The organism is Clostridiales bacterium, from assembly GCA_025757645.1.
Classification (GTDB): domain Bacteria; phylum Bacillota; class Clostridia; order Oscillospirales; family Oscillospiraceae; genus CAG-103.
In genome coordinates, this window is record CP107216.1 from 278,037 (window position 1) to 295,228 (window position 17,192).

Annotated in this window: 19 protein-coding genes and 1 pseudogene; all 20 read right to left on the reverse strand. The window is 51.7% G+C overall.

Translation table 11 applies throughout. From position 1 onward, the window contains the following. Nucleotides 1-6 precede the first annotated feature (6 nt). The 20 genes and pseudogenes from OGM61_01335 to OGM61_01430 all read right to left on the reverse strand — a co-directional run bounded on the left by OGM61_01335 (nucleotide 7) and on the right by OGM61_01430 (nucleotide 17,151). On the reverse strand, nucleotides 7-792 hold the full coding sequence (locus tag OGM61_01335; GenBank protein ID UYI84736.1) for a class B sortase: 786 nt from the start codon (nucleotides 790-792) through the stop codon (nucleotides 7-9). A 33-nt stretch (nucleotides 793-825) separates the two neighbouring features. Then, nucleotides 826-3,165, reverse strand: a complete 2,340-nt coding sequence (locus OGM61_01340) for an ATP-binding protein (protein ID UYI84737.1) — start codon at nucleotides 3,163-3,165, stop codon at nucleotides 826-828. Next, on the reverse strand, nucleotides 3,158-3,523 hold the full coding sequence (locus OGM61_01345; GenBank protein ID UYI84738.1) for a PrgI family protein: 366 nt from the start codon (nucleotides 3,521-3,523) through the stop codon (nucleotides 3,158-3,160). The genes OGM61_01340 and OGM61_01345 overlap by 8 nt, the downstream gene beginning before the upstream one ends. Nucleotides 3,524-3,706: 183 nt before the next feature. After that, nucleotides 3,707-5,002 (reverse strand): ATP-binding protein, encoded by a 1,296-nt coding sequence (locus tag OGM61_01350; GenBank protein ID UYI84739.1) that lies wholly within the window; start codon nucleotides 5,000-5,002, stop codon nucleotides 3,707-3,709. Nucleotides 5,003-5,102: 100 nt separating this feature from the next. Further along, nucleotides 5,103-5,939, reverse strand: coding sequence for a hypothetical protein (locus tag OGM61_01355; GenBank protein ID UYI84740.1), 837 nt, complete (start codon nucleotides 5,937-5,939; stop codon nucleotides 5,103-5,105). A gap of 56 nt (nucleotides 5,940-5,995) precedes the next feature. Beyond that, nucleotides 5,996-6,346 (reverse strand): glutamyl-tRNA amidotransferase, encoded by a 351-nt coding sequence (locus OGM61_01360; protein ID UYI84741.1) that lies wholly within the window; start codon nucleotides 6,344-6,346, stop codon nucleotides 5,996-5,998. Next, nucleotides 6,333-8,159 carry a type IV secretory system conjugative DNA transfer family protein gene (locus OGM61_01365; GenBank protein ID UYI84742.1) on the reverse strand — a complete coding sequence of 609 codons (1,827 nt, stop codon included), beginning with the start codon at nucleotides 8,157-8,159 and terminating at the stop codon, nucleotides 6,333-6,335. Before OGM61_01365 ends, OGM61_01360 begins: the two co-directional genes overlap by 14 nt. Further along, nucleotides 8,146-8,337 (reverse strand): hypothetical protein, encoded by a 192-nt coding sequence (locus OGM61_01370; GenBank protein ID UYI84743.1) that lies wholly within the window; start codon nucleotides 8,335-8,337, stop codon nucleotides 8,146-8,148. The genes OGM61_01365 and OGM61_01370 overlap by 14 nt, the downstream gene beginning before the upstream one ends. Before the next feature lie 15 nt (nucleotides 8,338-8,352). Further along, the gene (locus tag OGM61_01375) at nucleotides 8,353-9,252 is read right to left on the reverse strand and encodes a hypothetical protein (GenBank protein ID UYI84744.1); all 900 of its coding nucleotides are present in this window, start codon (nucleotides 9,250-9,252) and stop codon (nucleotides 8,353-8,355) included. 2 nt (nucleotides 9,253-9,254) lie between these two features. Continuing rightward, on the reverse strand, nucleotides 9,255-10,085 hold the full coding sequence (locus OGM61_01380; protein UYI84745.1) for a DUF3801 domain-containing protein: 831 nt from the start codon (nucleotides 10,083-10,085) through the stop codon (nucleotides 9,255-9,257). Then, on the reverse strand, nucleotides 9,976-11,361 hold the full coding sequence (locus OGM61_01385) for a relaxase/mobilization nuclease domain-containing protein (protein ID UYI84746.1): 1,386 nt from the start codon (nucleotides 11,359-11,361) through the stop codon (nucleotides 9,976-9,978). The genes OGM61_01380 and OGM61_01385 overlap by 110 nt, the downstream gene beginning before the upstream one ends. 35 nt (nucleotides 11,362-11,396) lie before the next feature. Next, nucleotides 11,397-11,666: a hypothetical protein gene (locus OGM61_01390; GenBank protein ID UYI84747.1), complete on the reverse strand. Its 270-nt coding sequence runs from the start codon at nucleotides 11,664-11,666 to the stop codon at nucleotides 11,397-11,399. Nucleotides 11,667-11,826: 160 nt separating this feature from the next. Further along, entirely contained in the window at nucleotides 11,827-12,132 is a 306-nt protein-coding gene (locus tag OGM61_01395; GenBank protein UYI84748.1) for a hypothetical protein, read from the reverse strand. 84 nt (nucleotides 12,133-12,216) lie between these two features. Beyond that, a complete protein-coding gene (locus OGM61_01400; protein UYI84749.1) occupies nucleotides 12,217-12,495 on the reverse strand; it encodes a hypothetical protein in 279 nt (92 codons plus the stop codon). Next, complete coding sequence (locus OGM61_01405; GenBank protein ID UYI84750.1) at nucleotides 12,492-13,415, reverse strand: ParM/StbA family protein; 924 nt, start codon at nucleotides 13,413-13,415, stop codon at nucleotides 12,492-12,494. The genes OGM61_01400 and OGM61_01405 overlap by 4 nt, the downstream gene beginning before the upstream one ends. A 13-nt stretch (nucleotides 13,416-13,428) precedes the next feature. Beyond that, nucleotides 13,429-14,151, reverse strand: a complete 723-nt coding sequence (locus tag OGM61_01410; protein ID UYI84751.1) for a YodL domain-containing protein — start codon at nucleotides 14,149-14,151, stop codon at nucleotides 13,429-13,431. Continuing rightward, nucleotides 14,148-15,092, reverse strand: a complete 945-nt coding sequence (locus tag OGM61_01415; protein ID UYI84752.1) for a DUF3991 and toprim domain-containing protein — start codon at nucleotides 15,090-15,092, stop codon at nucleotides 14,148-14,150. Before OGM61_01415 ends, OGM61_01410 begins: the two co-directional genes overlap by 4 nt. Nucleotides 15,093-15,131: 39 nt before the next feature. Then, nucleotides 15,132-15,437, reverse strand: a pseudogene (locus OGM61_01420) (DUF3848 domain-containing protein). A gap of 110 nt (nucleotides 15,438-15,547) precedes the next feature. After that, complete coding sequence (locus OGM61_01425; GenBank protein UYI84753.1) at nucleotides 15,548-16,771, reverse strand: DUF4143 domain-containing protein; 1,224 nt, start codon at nucleotides 16,769-16,771, stop codon at nucleotides 15,548-15,550. A 203-nt stretch (nucleotides 16,772-16,974) separates the two neighbouring features. Further along, nucleotides 16,975-17,151 (reverse strand): hypothetical protein, encoded by a 177-nt coding sequence (locus OGM61_01430; protein UYI84754.1) that lies wholly within the window; start codon nucleotides 17,149-17,151, stop codon nucleotides 16,975-16,977. Between the last annotated feature and the right edge of the window lie 41 nt (nucleotides 17,152-17,192).

A 17,192-nucleotide genomic window follows, 5' to 3' on the forward strand; every position in this document is an offset into this window, starting at 1 on the left:
GACAAGTCACACCTTCTTCGCTACGACAACGAAGCGACCGTTGGGATAGGTATATTCGCAGGTGGAAAGGGTCAAAAGCTGGTCCCCGTATTCAGCAGTAATGCCCGTGTCATAGAGCTGTCTTGCGCGGACATTCTCCATGAACTCGGCAAACTGTACTTCATCCATCAGCGTGTATTCGTTGTACTTGAAGGTCTCGCGGTTCGTATTGAATTTGAAAGCAGCAACGACCTCATATTTGCCGAGGTTGGAGAGCGTGTCAAAGGCAATCTCCGGATGCTCCTTACAGAAGTCAGCATCAGCGTATTTGCAGAGGTCGGCAAACATAGAGCCGTCGTTCATGTGGTGCCCATAAATCACAAGGTTGTTGCTGATCCCGGTCATGCAGGTCTCGTCGATGTACGGAACACCGTAGTCGCTGTATGATTTATCAAAGCTGCGCTTCAGATAGAAGTCCGGCTTGCTCGGGGTCTGCATGACGGGGTAATTGACATTCGTACCATCGATCTTGATCCATCCGATAAAGTCGTTGTTCTGCGCAAACAGCGCCGCATACTTTTCACGGGCCAGCGCCGCCTCTGCCGCCGCCAGTTCTTCTGCGCTCAGATCGGCTTCCTCCGCTTCGGTATCCTTCTGCGGCTCGTCGATTTCCGCAATCAGATTTGTCAGATCGTCAAATGCTGCCTTGCTGTTCTTGGCATCCAGATACTGATGCGTAAACATGGCGCTGCAGAAGATCGCTGCCGCGCCGAGTACGGAAACGATGATGATTCCAAGGGTTTTCTTTTTCATTTTGTATTCCTCCCAAAAGAATGGAGGACGGGGTTAATCCCGTCCTCTTGCAAATTTGCCCTCGCCGGGGCGCGTGGTCATAAGCTGATAGAGCTTGGTATCCTGCGGGAACCGATTGATAAAGGGCACCAGCGCAGAGCCGTATTTTATCAGTCCGCAGCCGGCGTCGGCATTGGTGATATAGCTCATCTGCTCATTGGAGATGTTCAGGAGCTTGGCAAGCTGGCCTCTGTCGGATGCAGCCTGATTCAGCATGACCACAAATTCCGAGTTGGAAAGCATGGTGCTGGCCTGAACGGAATCCAGCAGATACTCCACATTCTGCGTGATCGCCGTGGGGTAGGCGTTGCGCTTACGGAACTGCCGCCATGCGGAGTTGAAGAACTGCGCCGAGAACTCGTTCTCGAACACCACATGGAACTCGTCAATAAAGACATGGGTGCGCTTGCCCTTCTTCCAGTTCAGCGTCACACGGTTGAGCATGGTGTCCGTGATCACCAGCAGGCCGGTGGGCTTAAGCTGGGAACCGAGGCCGTGAATGTCGAATACCACAACACGCTTGTCGAGATCCACATTGGACTGCTTGCCGAAGATGTCCAGAGAACCGGTGGTATAGAGCTCAAGGGACAGCGCGATCTGCTTCGCTTCAGGCTCAGGCTGCTCCAGCAGCATATCGCGGAGGGTGCAGAGAGTGGGAATCGTCCCGGTGTCCGCCGCATTGCGGTACACATTGGTGATGCAGCGGTCGATGATAGACTTGTGCTGCGGGCCGACGCCCTTCTTGTCGATCTGCTCGATCAGAGACATGATGAACTCCGACTTTACGACAATGGGGTTGTTTTCACCGTACCCGTCCACCATATACATGGCATTCAGTCTGTCTCTGCCGCCGGCAGACACACGGATCACCGAGCCGAGATCGCCCATGGCTTCAATAAGCGGCGCGTATTCTCCCTCGGGGTCACAGATCAGAATATCATCGTTGGTGTTCAGAATGAGGAAGGTGATCAGCTCCTTTGCCGAGAACGACTTACCGGAGCCGGGGACACCGAGCAGAAATGCGGACTGGTTCAGGAGATTTGCCTTGTTGCACATGATGAGATTGTGGGAAATGGCATTTTCACCGAAGTAAATGCCGCCCTTATCCATGATCTCCTGTACCTTAAAAGGCATCAGTACCGCAAGGCTTTCTGTCGTTAGGGTTCGGAAGGCATTGATTTTTCTCGTCCCGATGGGGAGCACCGTGTTCAGTCCATCCGTCTGCTGGTACTTCAGCGTGGCCATCTGACACATGTGCTTTCTCGCTGTAGACAGCACCGTTTCCGTATCCAGATCCAACTGCTCCTTGGTGTCTGCGGTAATCACCATTGTGACCACCGCAAACATCATGCGCTGGTCACGGGTAGTCAGGTCGTCCAAAAACTCTTTGGATTCCTTGCGCTGAAGCTCCATGTCGTAGGGAACCACAGCGGAGAAATTGTTGTTCTGATTCTGCCTTCTCTGCCAGCCGGTGATGTTCGTTTCCACGCCCAGCAAGAGGCGCTCCACCTCACGGACGGCTTCATCGGTGGGAATGGGAATCACATCAATGGAGAGCATGAGATTGCGGTTTAGCTCGGTCAGCTCCGAGAACATGCTGTCCTTGATATAGCTGGCGTAGTCCTTGAGGAAAAGCACTCTGGCATATTTCTCGCCCAGCTTGATATGATCCGCAGTACGCTCTATGCTGTCCGGGCAGATGTAGTCACGGAAATCATGCCCCAGACGCGCCTTCCGGTTCATATCAAACGAGAATGCCGCCTCATCACCGGGGCGATAAAAGTCGTGGAGAATGCGCAGCCGCTCAACGGCGTTCAGGGGCACACACTTAGAACCTAGGTTTGCGAAATGGGCGGTCAAATCCGCTCCGATTCTCGCAAAATATGCCCGTGCTTCCTCAATGTCCTTCTTGGCCACGGTAATGGTAATATACTTTTCCTGCGTGATACCGTTTGCTCCGGTCGCCTTGTCCAGAAGCATATCGTTATACTCCTTGCGGTACTCATCCAGCCCGTCCTGCTTCATGGGCATCAGGATGGATTCCTCAAAATCAGACTTGTTCAGCCTGTGATTGTTGATGGTGATCTTCGTGGTAGCTCCGCTGTCCAAGCTGTTCAAAAGCTCCGAGTATGTCAGAAACATGCTCTCTTTATCCTCACGGCTTGCCACCAGATAGTTGATGTCCGAGAATCGGAAGGACTTGGAGAACTTATTCCCAACCTTGAAAATGCCATCCGGCCAGATGTTCTTGATCGGAATAAGGTCCTGCACTTTTCTCGGAACCTTAAACTTTTCCTTGTCCTGTGCAAGGATCGCTTTGATACTCTTAATCATTGTGCTTGGAAACCTCCTTTTCATGTTCATCGATCGCGTCCTTCAACGCCTCGTAGTAGATATTCACCGGCTCGAATTTGATCTGCTTGGGCTCCAGCATTTCGCTACGGAGCCAAGCCCACACAAATTTCTCTGCGGTCATACCGTTGTAGTTCACAAAGCCCATTGCCGCAAAGGGAGCAGCACCAAGGATGCACATCCACGAAACCGTCTCGGTTCCCACATAGGGCTTCAAAACAAAGTACAAAAGCACTGCAACGCCAACAGCCAGTAAAGAAAAAACGAACTGTCTGAGGGACAGTCCGAAAAACATAGACTCGGTATAGTTCCGAATCTCTCTATTGATTTTGACCTCCAAGAGGATACCTCCTTCTGTTTCAGATAAGAAAAACGCCCTCCTTTTGGAAGGCGTCAAAGTCTTGTGTAGGGAACTTTACTGTAGAAGTACGGAGTCAACAGTTCCCTACATGGTTTTATCGGGCGGTTTAGGTTTAGACAGAAAAAGTGCCATTGGATTTCTCCCATGGCACTTCATACAACATTATTTTTCTATTTGGATATTCGGTATTCCACCGTATTTTCCGGCAAAGTATCCTTTACGGATATTCTCCGTCGTGCGGGTGGAAAACTCGCTGATCGTATACAACTCAGAAGTGCCGTCATTGTCACGCTTATCGACAAAATACAGCTGGTCCTTTCGCAGCAGCTCCAGATTCATCAGCTCCGTATTGTGTGTTGTAAAAACAATCTGTGCGCCATTTGGATTTGTGGTCTTGCTTTGAAACTTTGCAATGATATTGTCCACCAGCAAGGGGTGAAGCTCACGCTCCAGCCCATCCACCAGTAATATGCCGCCGGTGCGCAGCGCAGACTCGATTGCAGGGGCCAGTGCCATCAGCTTTCTGGTACCGTCCGACTCATCAGAAAGCTCCAGCGAATAGGTCGCCTTCCGGCCATCACGGTTTTCACCCTGGTGGCTGGCCTTTGCGGAAACCTCACCCATTTTCAAGTGTACTTCTCCATTGTTGGAGGTTTCGGCGAGAGTATGCATAAACTGCACCAGTGCAGCCTTGATCCCCTCCGGGATGTTATCCGGCAGGCTTTCATCATCTTGAATCTCATTGCTGTTGAACTCAAACTGCATATCCAAGATGCCCAAGTCTGCTGCCTTTGCATAATCTGAAATTGCCCTCAGCATATTCTTATCTTCCGAATACTCGATCAACTGCCGCGGAATATCAGAATAGTCCCGTGAAAAGAACACCTGATCCCGGAACCACCGCATAGCAGCAACACAAGCCGCATCGTTCATGGTGCATGCCACTGAGAAGAACAGCTGGTTTTCAGCGACCATTTCGCCAATCAGCGCTCGCTTTGATTTATCCTCTGTGAAATCGAAGTGCTGCTCTGTACGCTTAAACACCAAAGCTTTCTGCCCCTTCGGTGCATGGTAGAGATACTCTGCGTAAATCTTCTCGCGCGTAGCGGCGAAGCCATACCAATACTTCACGCCGCCCGAAGTGTACTCAAATGCAAACTCTGTGGGTTCATCCTTGGAATAGTCATTCAGTGCAAATGGATTGACAGGAATCGCAGCACGCTCGTGCTGCGTTCTCTGCGCATTTCGGATAAACTGAACGGCCAGCCAAAAGGCACGAATCACATTACTCTTACCACCGCCGTTTTTGCCGTAAATTGCAATGGCAGGAAGCAGCTTTACTGTAGACGACAGCGGAATCAAGCAACTTTTGAAGGAACTCAGTCCGGTCGCTTCCATGGAAAGCACCGCCTCATCCCGAAAAGAACGATAGTTTTTGAAGCGAAATTCAATCAGCATTAAAATCACCTCCGTATATTTCATCTATAGTATACCACCGATTTTTCGGAAATACAACCTGTAAAATCAAAATTTCTGATTTTTACTTCTCAATTTTGAATTAAATACCCATCATCTCCTTCACAAGCCGGTCTGCCATCTTCACTGCGCCGACCAGAATGAGCATGTTGAAAATCAGCTCGCCGATGTAGCTCCACACCATAGAAGCCGGAGCTGCATTCGGATCAACAAAAGGCGGGCTGGACGCAAACACGGAGAAGATGATGCAGGCCAGAACAATGATCGCTCCCTCCAGGCATACCGACGCATAGCTTTTTAGGAAGCTCTTTCCGATGTTCTGCGTAGGCTCTCCGGCAAAGGCCGAAAGAGGAATCGGTGCAAGCGCGGTGTACATGTACATTTTGAAAAAGCGGCCATAGACGCTCATAATCATCACGAAGGACAGCACCCAAATGAACAGTCCGCCGATCAGCGTCACCGCCCACAAGGGGATGGACTCAAAGAAGCCGCAATCCTCCACCGCCGTGATGATCTCCTGCGGCAGCACCGTTGCCTGCGGGCTTCCAAATCCGGCAGAGTTCATGATCGTGCTGACCACGCCCTGAATAATCTCCAAAATCGCCATCATCAGCTCCATGCCGTAGGTAATCAATCCCTTGGCAATCGCAAAGCGAACGAACAGCTTCACTGCGTGCTCCGGCTTTTTCAGCTCGGCAAAGGAGCCGCAGGTCTTTACGACTCCCACCACAAAGAACAGAACCAGCAGAGCATAGCCGATGGCCTGCAGCGCTCCGTGGATGCTGCAAATAATCGACCAAATCGAGCCACCTTTGAATGTCTGCGGTGACTGCGTGATCAACTGCCAAATCTCAGACAGCTTATCGTTCCATACTTCCAACGCATTTTCGAGGTTCTGCACAACCCAGTTATCCGACATTCGTTACACCTCCCTTCGGGGCGGTCTTTACGACCGCCCCTTTTGCGGAAACCGGATCAGCCAACAATGAGGTTGAGGATTTCCTTGGCAAAGGTGATGATGACGCCGCCGGCCAGGGTCAGGAAACCGTTGGAACGCTGGCTGGGATCGTGGGACTGGAAGCTGAGACCGACCTGCACAATGCCCCAGCCAAGCAGAATCAGGCCGACCGCGCGGATGAGGCCGAAGATAAAGTCGCTGAGGTTGTTGACGACGGTAATGGGGTCGCCTGCGGCAAAGGCGGTCACGCCCATGCTCATGGTAAGCGTAAGGGCAAGGACAGCCATCACATAAATGCGGTAGCCCTTCTTGACCTTGCCGGGAATCTCCGGCTTGTTGGTGTTCTTCTTTGCATTAAGTTTCTTCATTGTCTTTTTTCTCCTTTTCGTCAAGTAGTTCTTCCAGCTCCTCTTCCGAGTAGAGCAAGAATTCGTGTTTTTCTGCCTCCAGCTTTTCGGCGTTTTTGACAGCCTTCTTGTCGAAGCTGAACGCCATGGAAGCGATACTTCGGGTATCTTCGCCGTGAGTATAGGCCGGTGCGGAACCGTCCGTCGTAAGCGCCACATTGGGATGATGAAGGATGTCATACTTGAGATCCCGGATGGGGCGCTCTCCGCGTATAAAAAGAAGTGCGTACCGGTTGTCCAGCATACGCACTTCGTCAGGTGTCATCAGCTCTCGTCCGGCAAGCTGATAGTTGGTAGAATAGCTTCCGTTTCTGCCGCGAGACCGTCCGTAGGTATTCGTATCGATGGTCTCCTTGCCCAGCAGCTTGGAAACATACTCGTGGGTACTCTGCTCGTTACCGCCCAGGTACAGAAATTCATCGCAGTTGCCCACAATACTCTCCCATTGCTTCTCGAACAGAGCTTTCAGCTGCGCAAGATTCTGAATGATGATGGAAACGGAAATCTCACGGCTTCGCATGGTGGACAGGAGCTTATCAAACTCATCCGGCAGGGCGACATTGGCAAACTCGTCCATGACGAAATGCACATGCACGGGCAGCCTGCCGCCGTGAACGGAGTCGGCCTGATAGTAGAGCTGCTGAAACAGCTGGGTATAGAGCATACCCACGATGAAATTGAAGGAGCTGTCGTTATCAGGAATTACGGCGAATACCGCCGTTTTCTTTTCGCCGATTTGCCCCAAATCCATCTCATCGCATTGGGTGATGCCGGCCAGTGAATCCAGATTGAACTTTTCCAAACGGGAGACAAGGGAAATCTGAATGGATTTCAGTGTCTTAGCGCTGCCGGAGTGATACGCCCGATAATACTTGAGAGCGATATGCTCCGGGTTTCTTTCCTCCAATCTCTCAAAAAGCTCATCGAGAACAGATTGATACTCCTCGTTGTCCTCCTTTACATCGCCGGCTCTGATCATCTCCATGACCATGGAGAAGTTCTGCTCATCAGGCGGAGCCTCATAATGGAGATAGCAGACAAGGGCCTTGAGCAGCATCGCTGCCGTCTGATCCCAGAACGGGTCCTGCGTCTGACTGCCTTTGGGCGTTGTGTTCTTAAAAAGGTTTGTGGTAAGCCGCTGAATATCATCATCGCTGCTGATATACACGAACGGGTTGTAGCAATGGCTTTTCTCCATATCAATGAGGTCAAGGACTTTGATCTCATAGCCCTTCTCCTCCAGCAGATGGCCGGTATCCCGGAGCAGCTCACCCTTGGGGTCAAGCACAACGAAAGAAGTATTCGCATTCATAATGTTGGGCTTGGCGTAGAAGCGTGTTTTGCCTGCACCGGAACCGCCGCATACAAGTACATTCAGATTTCTGCGGTGCTTTCTTCCGTCCAGGCCGATGGCGACATTTTGCGTCAGCAGCTTGTTTTCCGTCTTATCCTTGTTGGCATATTTCTTGTTGACCGAACCAGCCGCGCCCCATTTAGCTGATCCGTGCTCTTCTCGCCGTCTGTAATTGTGCTCCGTGGAGAGATAGACGCCGATGGCGATCCCGTACACCAAAAGCAAAGTGAGGACAGTTTTTACACTGTCCTCACAAAGCTGTATCTGGAATGGGTTTTGCATCACCGATCCGAACTGCTGAACCAGTCCGGGCAATCCATCCTTTAAGCAGGGAGCAATCAACAGGCCGAGCCACACAACCGGAATTATGCCGCAAAGATAAAGGATCACATTCTGCTTGGAGAGCTTATCTTGCCTCACGGTCGGCTCTCCGTTTCTCTTTCTTTGTTGGGGCATCAATGACCTTCAGGATCAAATCGTTAATGTCTTCTGTGGGCTTTTCGTCCCGGAGAAGATCGTTCCGAAAATCCATCAGGCCGCTGACCATCAGACGCTGCTCAAAATCGTCCAGCGTGACGACTTTCTTTTCCTCAGCCATATTGGGGGCACCTCCTTATCTCGCTTCATCCCTGCGTTCCTTGGGCTTCATGCTCTTGTCCAGCACCTTCGCCATGTCGGACGAGATCTCATTGGCCACATCTCTGATCTTGGACAGCCCGTTTCTCACACTGCGGGCATCCATCGTAGAGAATCCTTCGGGAAGTCTGTCAAAGCGGAACATATCCTTTGGCACATTGTACCGGCTGCAGAGCACATATGACACGCAGTAGGCGGTAAAGGCATGGTCGCTGCGCTTATATGCGCCGTCGTCCAGATGCGCGTGAGCAAGCTCCTGAGAAATGCCGCGGAAAATGTCACCGGCCTCCAGCCCAGGTCTAACATAGATTTTCTTGTCGTCGGGACGATATACCGCGTTGATGTTCTCCGGCAGCTTTTGTCTGATCTCGATGGGGCAAGGTGCATTGTGGATGATGGCTTTCAGAAGCAGCCGCTCGTCCCGCTTCATTGCGGGGCGGTCCTTGGCCTTTGCGGTCGTCTGGGAAATGTCGAACACCTTCTTGGAGTTGTAGCTGACACCCACGGTGCCGTCCTCCTTGGTGTATTCCTCGCCGGGCTCCAGCAATACGATTCCGCTTTCGCCCTTTTTGATGAACACACCGTTATTCTTCCAGCCCTTAAAATCCGAAAGCTGGGTGGCGTCGGCTTTCTGGGCGGTGATCAGAACCGCATTGCCCACAGAGTAGCGGTCAAAACGCGCCTGCACATCCAGATAGGATTGGAAGCGGCTGCCGTCATTTGCCATGCGCTGTGCAGTCTCATCAATCATGACAAAAGCGCGCTCACGCTCCTGCTTCTTCTGTGCAGCCCACTCCTCCTTGTTGAAGGAAACGAAGCTCTTATCCTCCGTACCCTTCTGCGCGGAGGCATTGAAAATATCATCATAGTTTGCCATGGTCATCTCTCCTTGTCTTTTTTCTTTTTCGGCACAGGCCTGTGCTCAGAGGTTCTGTTGGGTTCGTCCTTGCTTTTCTGCGCGGAGCTCGTCCTCTGTCTCTGCTCCTCCCGGATCTCCTTCATTTCCTGCCGGACAGACGGGCGGGAGCGTTCCATAGGATCAGAGATACCCCTGACGGTTTTCTCGCGCTGATTTGATGTAGGCTCGGACGGACGGGATTTCGCAGCCGGGCCTTGTGTGGGGTTTTGCGTTTGCGCCTCCTCCTTATTGGGCGCAGGGGCAAGAAGCGCATCCAGGAAGGCTTCCTCCTTGTCCTTTTCCGTGGTGCTGCGGTCGGGAACAGGAATGTCCGCGTTCTTCTGTTCCTCCTTTGCCTTGACGATTTCGGTACGCGCCGAGCCGATGTCTGCGGTGGCAATGCCGAAGCGGTCAAAAATGCGGTTGATCTTGCTGGCGTCCTCTGCGCGGACAAACACATCGGTGTGGCCGTCGTTCGCCGTTTTGTCCTTCAAAATGCAATACAGGATGCCGTACTTCTTTGCCTCACGGCAGAACTTTTCAAGATCTCTGTCGCCAATGGCAAAGACCTTGAGTTCCTTCCCGCTGCGGAGCATACTGTTGAGCCGTGTTTTCCCGCGCGTCTTTTTTTGGTCCTTCAGCACCGCATAAAGCAGCACTGCCAAACGCTCAGCGGCTTTCCCGCTGATTTTTGCAGCCACCTCAACGCCGTTGAGTGTCATCCTCACGACCTGCTCGGCTGCTTCCCCTGACGAGTAACTCATTTTCCGTTTTCTCCTTTCGTTCGATTTTCTGCTGCTCGATTTGCTCAAGATTCTTACGAACCTGTTCCGACCGATCAGCGATGTCGGAGCACAGCACAATATCCCTCCGGCAGGTTTTCAGCTCTGTGGTCAGCTCCGCGATCCGGGCTCTTGTTGCTTCGGCACTTTGAGAATCTTCTTTTCTTATGTGCCGCTTCAGTTCATTCTTCAGTCCCGTGCGCTGCTGCGTCAAAGCTTCCACCTGCTTTTCCTTTTCGGCCTTATAGCCGGCAAGGGTCTCCACAGTTTCAAGTCCTGTTTTGGCAAGGAAATCCGCCTGAGCAATGTATCTGTCGAGCTTCGTCACATCCTCACGCAAAAAAGCCGACACCTTTTTTACAGATGCCGGCTTATGCACGATGATGTGAAGCTCATAACAGTAATATAGGTACAGGGCGTAAAGGCCGGTTGCCTTCTTTGCTTTCTCCTTGTATTGGTAATAGGGCGCTTTCGTGTCCTCCGCCACCTCGGGGAAGGGCGTCTTGCGGCGGTAGTTGTTCTGAATCCGCTGCTTGATGGAATCCAGCTCGTAGTATTCACCCAGCTTGTCCAAGCGGAAGTTCTTCCCGCCGTCCACGATCCTTACAATGGGGTGGACCCTCGGAGAACCCTTCGGCGTTTTCGTAATCACCTCATAGCCCATTTCCTTCATGACGCGCAGAAACTCACGCTCCGTGGTCGAGGCGAGGATCGCCCTGTCAATATCCTCGCGTATTCTGTTGCGCATGGTCGGCTTGCCGTTCTTCTCGGCCAGCCATTCTCCGTAATTGGCTCTGCGGTCGGCAGGGTACTCTATCACGGAAATCTTGGCTTCCCGGCACAGCCGGTCGGAGACCTCCCGCATCCGTCTGTAATCCGCCGGTGAGTTGTAGAACTTCTTACCGTCCACATCGGAAACGGAGTTTATGACAAAGTGATTGTGATAATGCCCGGTGTTGCAGTGGGTAGCGATCACGACCTGAAAGCGGTCGCCCCATAACTCTCTGGCAAGGGCGACACCAATGCTGTGTGCCGTATCTGCATCCACTTCATCTGCCTTAAATGATTGATAACCGTGATAGCAGGACCTGCCGCCCTCATTATGCATCAGCCGCTTTGTCTCCATGAACTCCTGCGCCGCCGTTTCCTCGCTGTGGAGATGGAGGCAGGTGACATAGGCTCTTTTCTCGGTTTTCATTTCGTCGGCGGCATATTCCACCACGCCCTCGATTTCATGAAGCTCCGAGAGTCTTTCTTTGTCATGCGTTTTCTCTGGATTGCGGGCGTAATTGATGACCTTATCCACTCGCCCTTTTATGGGCCAGATTGATGTAACCGCCATTACTGATAATCGGAGGTGTACGCATCAGATACCATTTTCGTGGCGGCTCTGATTCCCTCCAAGTCCTTTCTGAACTGGGGCATATCCGGCACATTGGTGGTGTTGAATCTCTTCAAGGTCTGATCCAGATTGTACCCCGCCTGCCGCATGGCCCGAAGCAGCAGGGGAATATCCGCAGGCGGCGCTTCCTTAATTTCCTTATCGGCTACGCTGCGGCGAACAAAGCTGCCGATGGACAGCCCTGCTCTCTTGGCTTTCTTGGAAAGCACGGACAGTTCATCCTTTGTGAAGCAAACCTCCACTCTACAATTTCTTTTTCTCAAAAACACTCATCCTTTCCGTTGGGGTTTCAGGGGCATTGCCCCAGACAAGCGGAATCTGTACGGACAGATTCGTTGCTTGTTAAGACAATGCCACCAACCCCACGATTCAAATTACTTCGACACTTCTGAGGTACGAAACGCCCTTTGCAGAGAATTGGAACGAAACACTTACACGGGTATTAAGAGGAATATCAGCCAAACCCAAATAGTTCTTTTCGCTCCATGCTGATGTCATGATCTTTCTTCCGTCATCGAAATCAAGATATGCCAACAGGTTTTTGTTCCTATCCCAGCGTTTACAGGCGATCGTCGCTGCAAAAGTCCCCTCAAAATCAGGGAACCGATATTCACGACCGTCAAAGCCGGACTCCACGAACTCCCGCCAGGACAATGCGCGCTTTTCGTTTTCCATATCGTTTTCACCTCCATTCCAATGTGGCTCCATTTTGGAGCCACCGATCGTTTGGGCAAGAAAAATGGCTCCAAATTGGCGCCATTAAAAGGTTTCAAGAAAATCCAGTATCTCGTTTTCAGATTCTTCTGTCTCGGAACTACGGGCAGCTGGTTCAGAGGGAATAAACACGGCTTTCTTCAATTCTTCAGAAACGACTTTTCTGATCATCTTTTCCAAGCCGGAAAGCTCGCTTGAAGTATTGATTGCGCTGATAACCTCTTTGCCGACAAGTCCATTTCCTTTTTCGTGGATGGTCTCCCATGCTTTTCGCTCGGCATCCACATCCATGTTGAAACGCACACTGATTCTCTTGTAACTCATCGTGAAATGCCTTTGCGGGCATTTAGCTCTGCGAGATATTCATACCCCTTCGCCGTGGCGCAGATGTCATCGTTGATGGTCACACGGGAAGCATCGTACACACCGAAGTTGCGGATCAGGCAGCTGCCGCCGCCGAGAACATACAGTCTCATCAGCTCCGGATTATACTCGTGCTCACGAAGTCTCTGAAAAATGCCATCCACATAATCGGTGGCCGTGTCAGTAATGGTTTTCAGATAATCCTCCTTAATATCTGCCGTACCGAAGCGGAACACCCGGTTGATGATCGCCTCGTCCACGGTGGTGTGATGCGCACGCATGACATTCTCCCGCACGGCCAGTAGGCACTGGTGTGTACCGTATTTCTCCGTAAACATATTCCCGGAAACCGGCTTTTTGTCATTGATGAACATGATATTCATGGTGCCGTTCCCAATATCGCAGATCATGTTTACGCCCCGAAAGTCAGAAAGCCGGTCTGCCACCGCCGCAAAGCTCTGGGGAAACACATCCACGCCTACAATCTCCACATGGTAGGAGACATTTCGGAACGAGAAGTCTACGGCTTTGTTCTGCAAGAGATAGTCCCTGAACTCGTCCCGCTGACCACTGACCCAAGTAAGAGGAAGACCTGCCGCAATTCTGATTTTGCCGCAGGTCATTTTTCGGATATTCAGTTCCCGCGCGATGGCCGCAAGCGCCAGCACATAGTAGTCCAAATCCCGCGTCTTATCCGCAAGGAACTCCTTGTGCCCTTCACCGATCAGGTAGAACTTGCTTTCATAGACAAGCAGATTCTCCTTGAACACCGGCTCCTTGTCATAGGCGGAAACGCTTGCCGGGAAGCAGCAGTTTGCGGTTTTGATATTGCCGTAGCCGCTGTCGATTCCGATTATGATTACATCGTCGGTCATCTTCATGCCATCACCTCCATCAGCGCTCGTGGTCTTTTTCGGGCTTATAGGGAACGGCCTTGATTTCCCCGCCGACCCGAAAGAAGCGCTCCGGATTCTGAAACTGCTTCTTATACCGTTCCAACTGTTCCTTGTTGAGGGAGCCGAAGTACGGCGTGCTGCAATCGCAGATGAAAAAGGGGCCGAAGATAATGTCCATCATCTCCCTGCCTTCTCCGTAGATGGCGCGGCAGGGCCGCATGCCGTTGTACTTGCCCTCGTCGTTGCAGACGATGCAGACCTGCTCTTCAAAGGGATAATAGGGCTCGATCAGCCCGCCGACCACCCTCTGCAAATCGGAAAGCTCCGTCCCGATCTCTGCGACTCTGGCAACCTTGCCCGGTTCACAGAGCACCACTTTGATTTTCTTCTCTTTCAGGGGCTCGGTCATATCCGGGTCAAAATCCACTTCCCGAAAGCCGATACTGTCGCAGAAATGGAAGGTGGATTTTTCCTCACCTACGACCTCAACCACATCCGAAACGGAAAGGGACCTGCCCCGGTATCCGTCCGGATGGTCAAGGTTGAACATCTGGTACACTTCTTCCAGGGTACCGCATTCCACCTCGCCCTCAAACACCTTGTCGTAGATCTCGCTGCGAAGCGCGGCAGGGTCCTGAAAGCGCTCCAGATTTTCATAGTTCAAGAAGACCACATTGTTCTCGTCCCGGTCCGGGTCGATCTGATAAATTGCAATGTTCATGTGCGTTCCCGCTCCTTTCTTTCTCTCATAAGTCCTACACGGATTTTCAGCTCGTCATTCACATCTTTCCCACGGGAGGGCGGCTCGTCATAGACCTGATACCTTCCTTGCAGTCCGCCAACAATTCCTTTCACAGCGCCTCGACCGACGGCATCGTTATCCAAATGCAGATGGATTTTGCGGACGGATGGGTGCTCGTCAAGAAATCTACTCAAGGCCACCGGCACAACATTCTCTCGTTTAGTCTGAAACACACCGGCTAAAGACAAATAGGTTTCACTTTTCCAGTCGCGCCCGGCAAGCAGCGCCAAGGTTGCGAAGCTCAGCAGGTCAATGGCGGATTCAAATACATGAATGTGCTCCGCATTCGGCTTTCCCTCCAAGAAAAAAGAGAAGTGCTTGTCACTGCCGGTCAGTTCCCCTTTGTAGCTGCTGACAGTGCTGCGCAGAGCGCCATATCTCGCTTTGCCGTCCTTGTCGTACCCTACGAACATCGCATTGTGGTAATCTGCAGACTCAAAGAGCAACTTGTTATCCAGGCAATAACGGATAATAACCGGGTGAATTCCTCGGCCTTGCAGGTATTTCTCCACACGGTTCGTTGTTTCGGACAGCTCCGGCATCAGCAAATTCGTATGCTTTCGTTCCTTCTGGCGATAGAAAACGGGAGGCTTTTCTGCCTCCCGTCCGAGAATAATTTCTGCTGCCTGCGTGAAAGAGATGCCCTTCACCTTAATAAGATAGTCCAGCGCCGATCTGCCGCCGATACCCTGAGAGAACCAGCACCACTTTCCGTTGCTGATTCGCAGGGAGTCATGCTCTCTGGTGCAGTAGGTGTTTCCGGATACATGGACAAGCTCCTGCGGTTCATAATTGCGGAGGTAAGTCAAAAGATCCATTTCCTTGGCCTTGGCAATATCCTCCGCTGCAATATAGCGCATAGGGCATCACCTCGCTTCACGCCGGTCTCTCAGAAAATCGGCCCGGATGACCGCATTGGCTCGGCACTCGATGGTGTCACGGATGTTGTCCATGTGGTCGGTCTCCCGCTTTTCGAAGTCCTTGAACACATCCGCAAGGGGCCTGGGCGACTTCAGGAGTGCCTTGCACTGCTTATCGGATAGGTCGTATTCCTCCAGTGCCAGCACGATGTCCTCCCGTACCGTGTACTCGTAGCAGTGGTTCAGGATTTCGTCGGGCGGCTGGGAAAGCAGCCACTCCCGATACTTCTCCTGTTCTGCGAACACCTTCTTATATAAGGCGGTGTTCAGTTCTTCGTTTGTCATTTTGCTTCCTCCTTCATTTATGTTTTTGGGATAACACGCTCTATAGAAACAGCCGCCTGATTTCTCTTGGAAACCAAGCGGCTGTGTATAGAATATTTTTTGGAACGAAATCAGATCATCCACACAGGGACAATGTATGTGCTGCTGTCGATTGCGCTCAATGCCTCCCGAAGGCAGATGATCGCGCCTGTCCCTCTCGGCACAGAGGCCTTGTCGAGCAGCTTGAAAGCACCCGTAATTTGTGTGGGCGGGTTGATGCTTTTTTTGATTTCGATGGGGTGCAGCTGACCGTCGCTCTCCATAATCAGATCGATCTCGTTGCTGTTCTTATCCCGGTAATAATGCAGCAGGCAATCCTTGGCGCTGTTGCTGTAGGTTTTTATAATTTCCGACACAACATAGTTTTCTAAGATGGCTCCGTTGATTGCGCCATTCATCAAAATTTCGGGGCTTGAGTACCGGGTCAGATAGGAGACCAACCCTGTATCGAAGAAATACATCTTCGGCGTTTTGATCGTCCGCTTCAGAAGATTGTTGGAGTAGGGGTGCAGGAAGAACACGATCCCGGATTTTTCAAGCTCCTTCATCCAGCGCTTTGCGGTATCGTCACTGACCCCCACATCTCCGGCGATGTCATGCAGGTTCAGCATCTGGCCGCTTCTGCAGGCGGCAGCGCGAATGAAGTCGGCAAACATCACCTTATCCACACCGGGAATATCAGTGGTCACATCCCGGTCGATATAGGTCTGAATATAGCTGCTGTAAAACACATCCCGGTCTTTATACTTGCCGCTCCTGTGGCCAGGGAGTGCGCCGTCCCAAATCCTTTGATAGATCTCATTCGGTGTGGCGGGGGAAAGCAACGCCTTGCGCTTCTGCAATTCGTCAAGCTCCAACGAAAAGGGCGAAACCTCCACAGCACCGCAAAGCTCAGATTGCGACAGTGCAGACATATGGAGAATAGCGGTTCTTCCGGCCAGCGACTCCTGTGCCAGCTCCATCAGGCGATACGCCTGAGAGCCGGTCAGCCAATAGGAGCCGGGTGCAGCACCATTATCCACAGCGATCTTGATATATGAAAACAGCTCCGGTGCATATTGAACCTCATCGATGAGAACCGGCGCGGGATGCAGCTTCAAAAACATTGCAGGATCGGTTTTGGCAAGTCTGCGCTCCTCCAAATCGTCCAGCGAAACCTCGGCTCGTGCCGTTCCCTCCATCAGATGCCGCAGCATGGTGGATTTTCCCACCTGACGCGGACCGGTCAGCAGCACACAAGCATACTCCTCATTGATTGCAATAAACTTCTTTTCAAGCTGTCTCTCAATATACATTGCTCCGCCCCCCTTTAGGCTAAAATACGATGCACCTTTATTATAGCCCAAGAGAGAGGAAAAATCAATAGATTTTAGGCTAAAATACGATGCACTTGCATTTTAGCCTACGCAGGTAGCAATTATGCGAATCTGCACAGGCTTTCACCATTCATGCAAAAGTCGCCCGATTTCAAATCAGGCGGCTAAGCAGACGGTACTTGTCATTTTCCCCTCATCACCTTGATAATCAACTCGTTCACATCCTCTGTCGGTTTTCCGGCAGAAAGAAGCTTGTTACGAAAAGCGAGAAGCGCTTCCCACATCAGCCGCGCCTCGTCAGGGGACAGCTCAACCATTCGTGTCTCTGCTTTACGGCGGAACATTTGCAGCACCTCCATTCCTCTCTGCCTCCATTGTATCCGCAGATGCTCATCATGGC

Coding starts and splice junctions, on each gene's coding strand:
- OGM61_01415 (UYI84752.1), bottom strand. CDS start 15,092: ATGCGCTATATTGCAGCGGAGGATATTGCCAAGGCCAAGGAAATGGAT.
- OGM61_01370 (UYI84743.1), bottom strand. CDS start 8,337: ATGGCTGAGGAAAAGAAAGTCGTCACGCTGGACGATTTTGAGCAGCGT.
- OGM61_01375 (UYI84744.1), bottom strand. CDS start 9,252: ATGGCAAACTATGATGATATTTTCAATGCCTCCGCGCAGAAGGGTACG.
- OGM61_01410 (UYI84751.1), bottom strand. CDS start 14,151: ATGAACATTGCAATTTATCAGATCGACCCGGACCGGGACGAGAACAAT.
- OGM61_01335 (UYI84736.1), bottom strand. CDS start 792: ATGAAAAAGAAAACCCTTGGAATCATCATCGTTTCCGTACTCGGCGCG.
- OGM61_01400 (UYI84749.1), bottom strand. CDS start 12,495: ATGAGTTACAAGAGAATCAGTGTGCGTTTCAACATGGATGTGGATGCC.
- OGM61_01350 (UYI84739.1), bottom strand. CDS start 5,002: ATGCTGATTGAATTTCGCTTCAAAAACTATCGTTCTTTTCGGGATGAG.
- OGM61_01395 (UYI84748.1), bottom strand. CDS start 12,132: ATGGAAAACGAAAAGCGCGCATTGTCCTGGCGGGAGTTCGTGGAGTCC.
- OGM61_01425 (UYI84753.1), bottom strand. CDS start 16,771: ATGTATATTGAGAGACAGCTTGAAAAGAAGTTTATTGCAATCAATGAG.
- OGM61_01430 (UYI84754.1), bottom strand. CDS start 17,151: ATGGAGGTGCTGCAAATGTTCCGCCGTAAAGCAGAGACACGAATGGTT.
- OGM61_01355 (UYI84740.1), bottom strand. CDS start 5,939: ATGTCGGATAACTGGGTTGTGCAGAACCTCGAAAATGCGTTGGAAGTA.
- OGM61_01360 (UYI84741.1), bottom strand. CDS start 6,346: ATGAAGAAACTTAATGCAAAGAAGAACACCAACAAGCCGGAGATTCCC.
- OGM61_01340 (UYI84737.1), bottom strand. CDS start 3,165: ATGATTAAGAGTATCAAAGCGATCCTTGCACAGGACAAGGAAAAGTTT.
- OGM61_01405 (UYI84750.1), bottom strand. CDS start 13,415: ATGAAGATGACCGACGATGTAATCATAATCGGAATCGACAGCGGCTAC.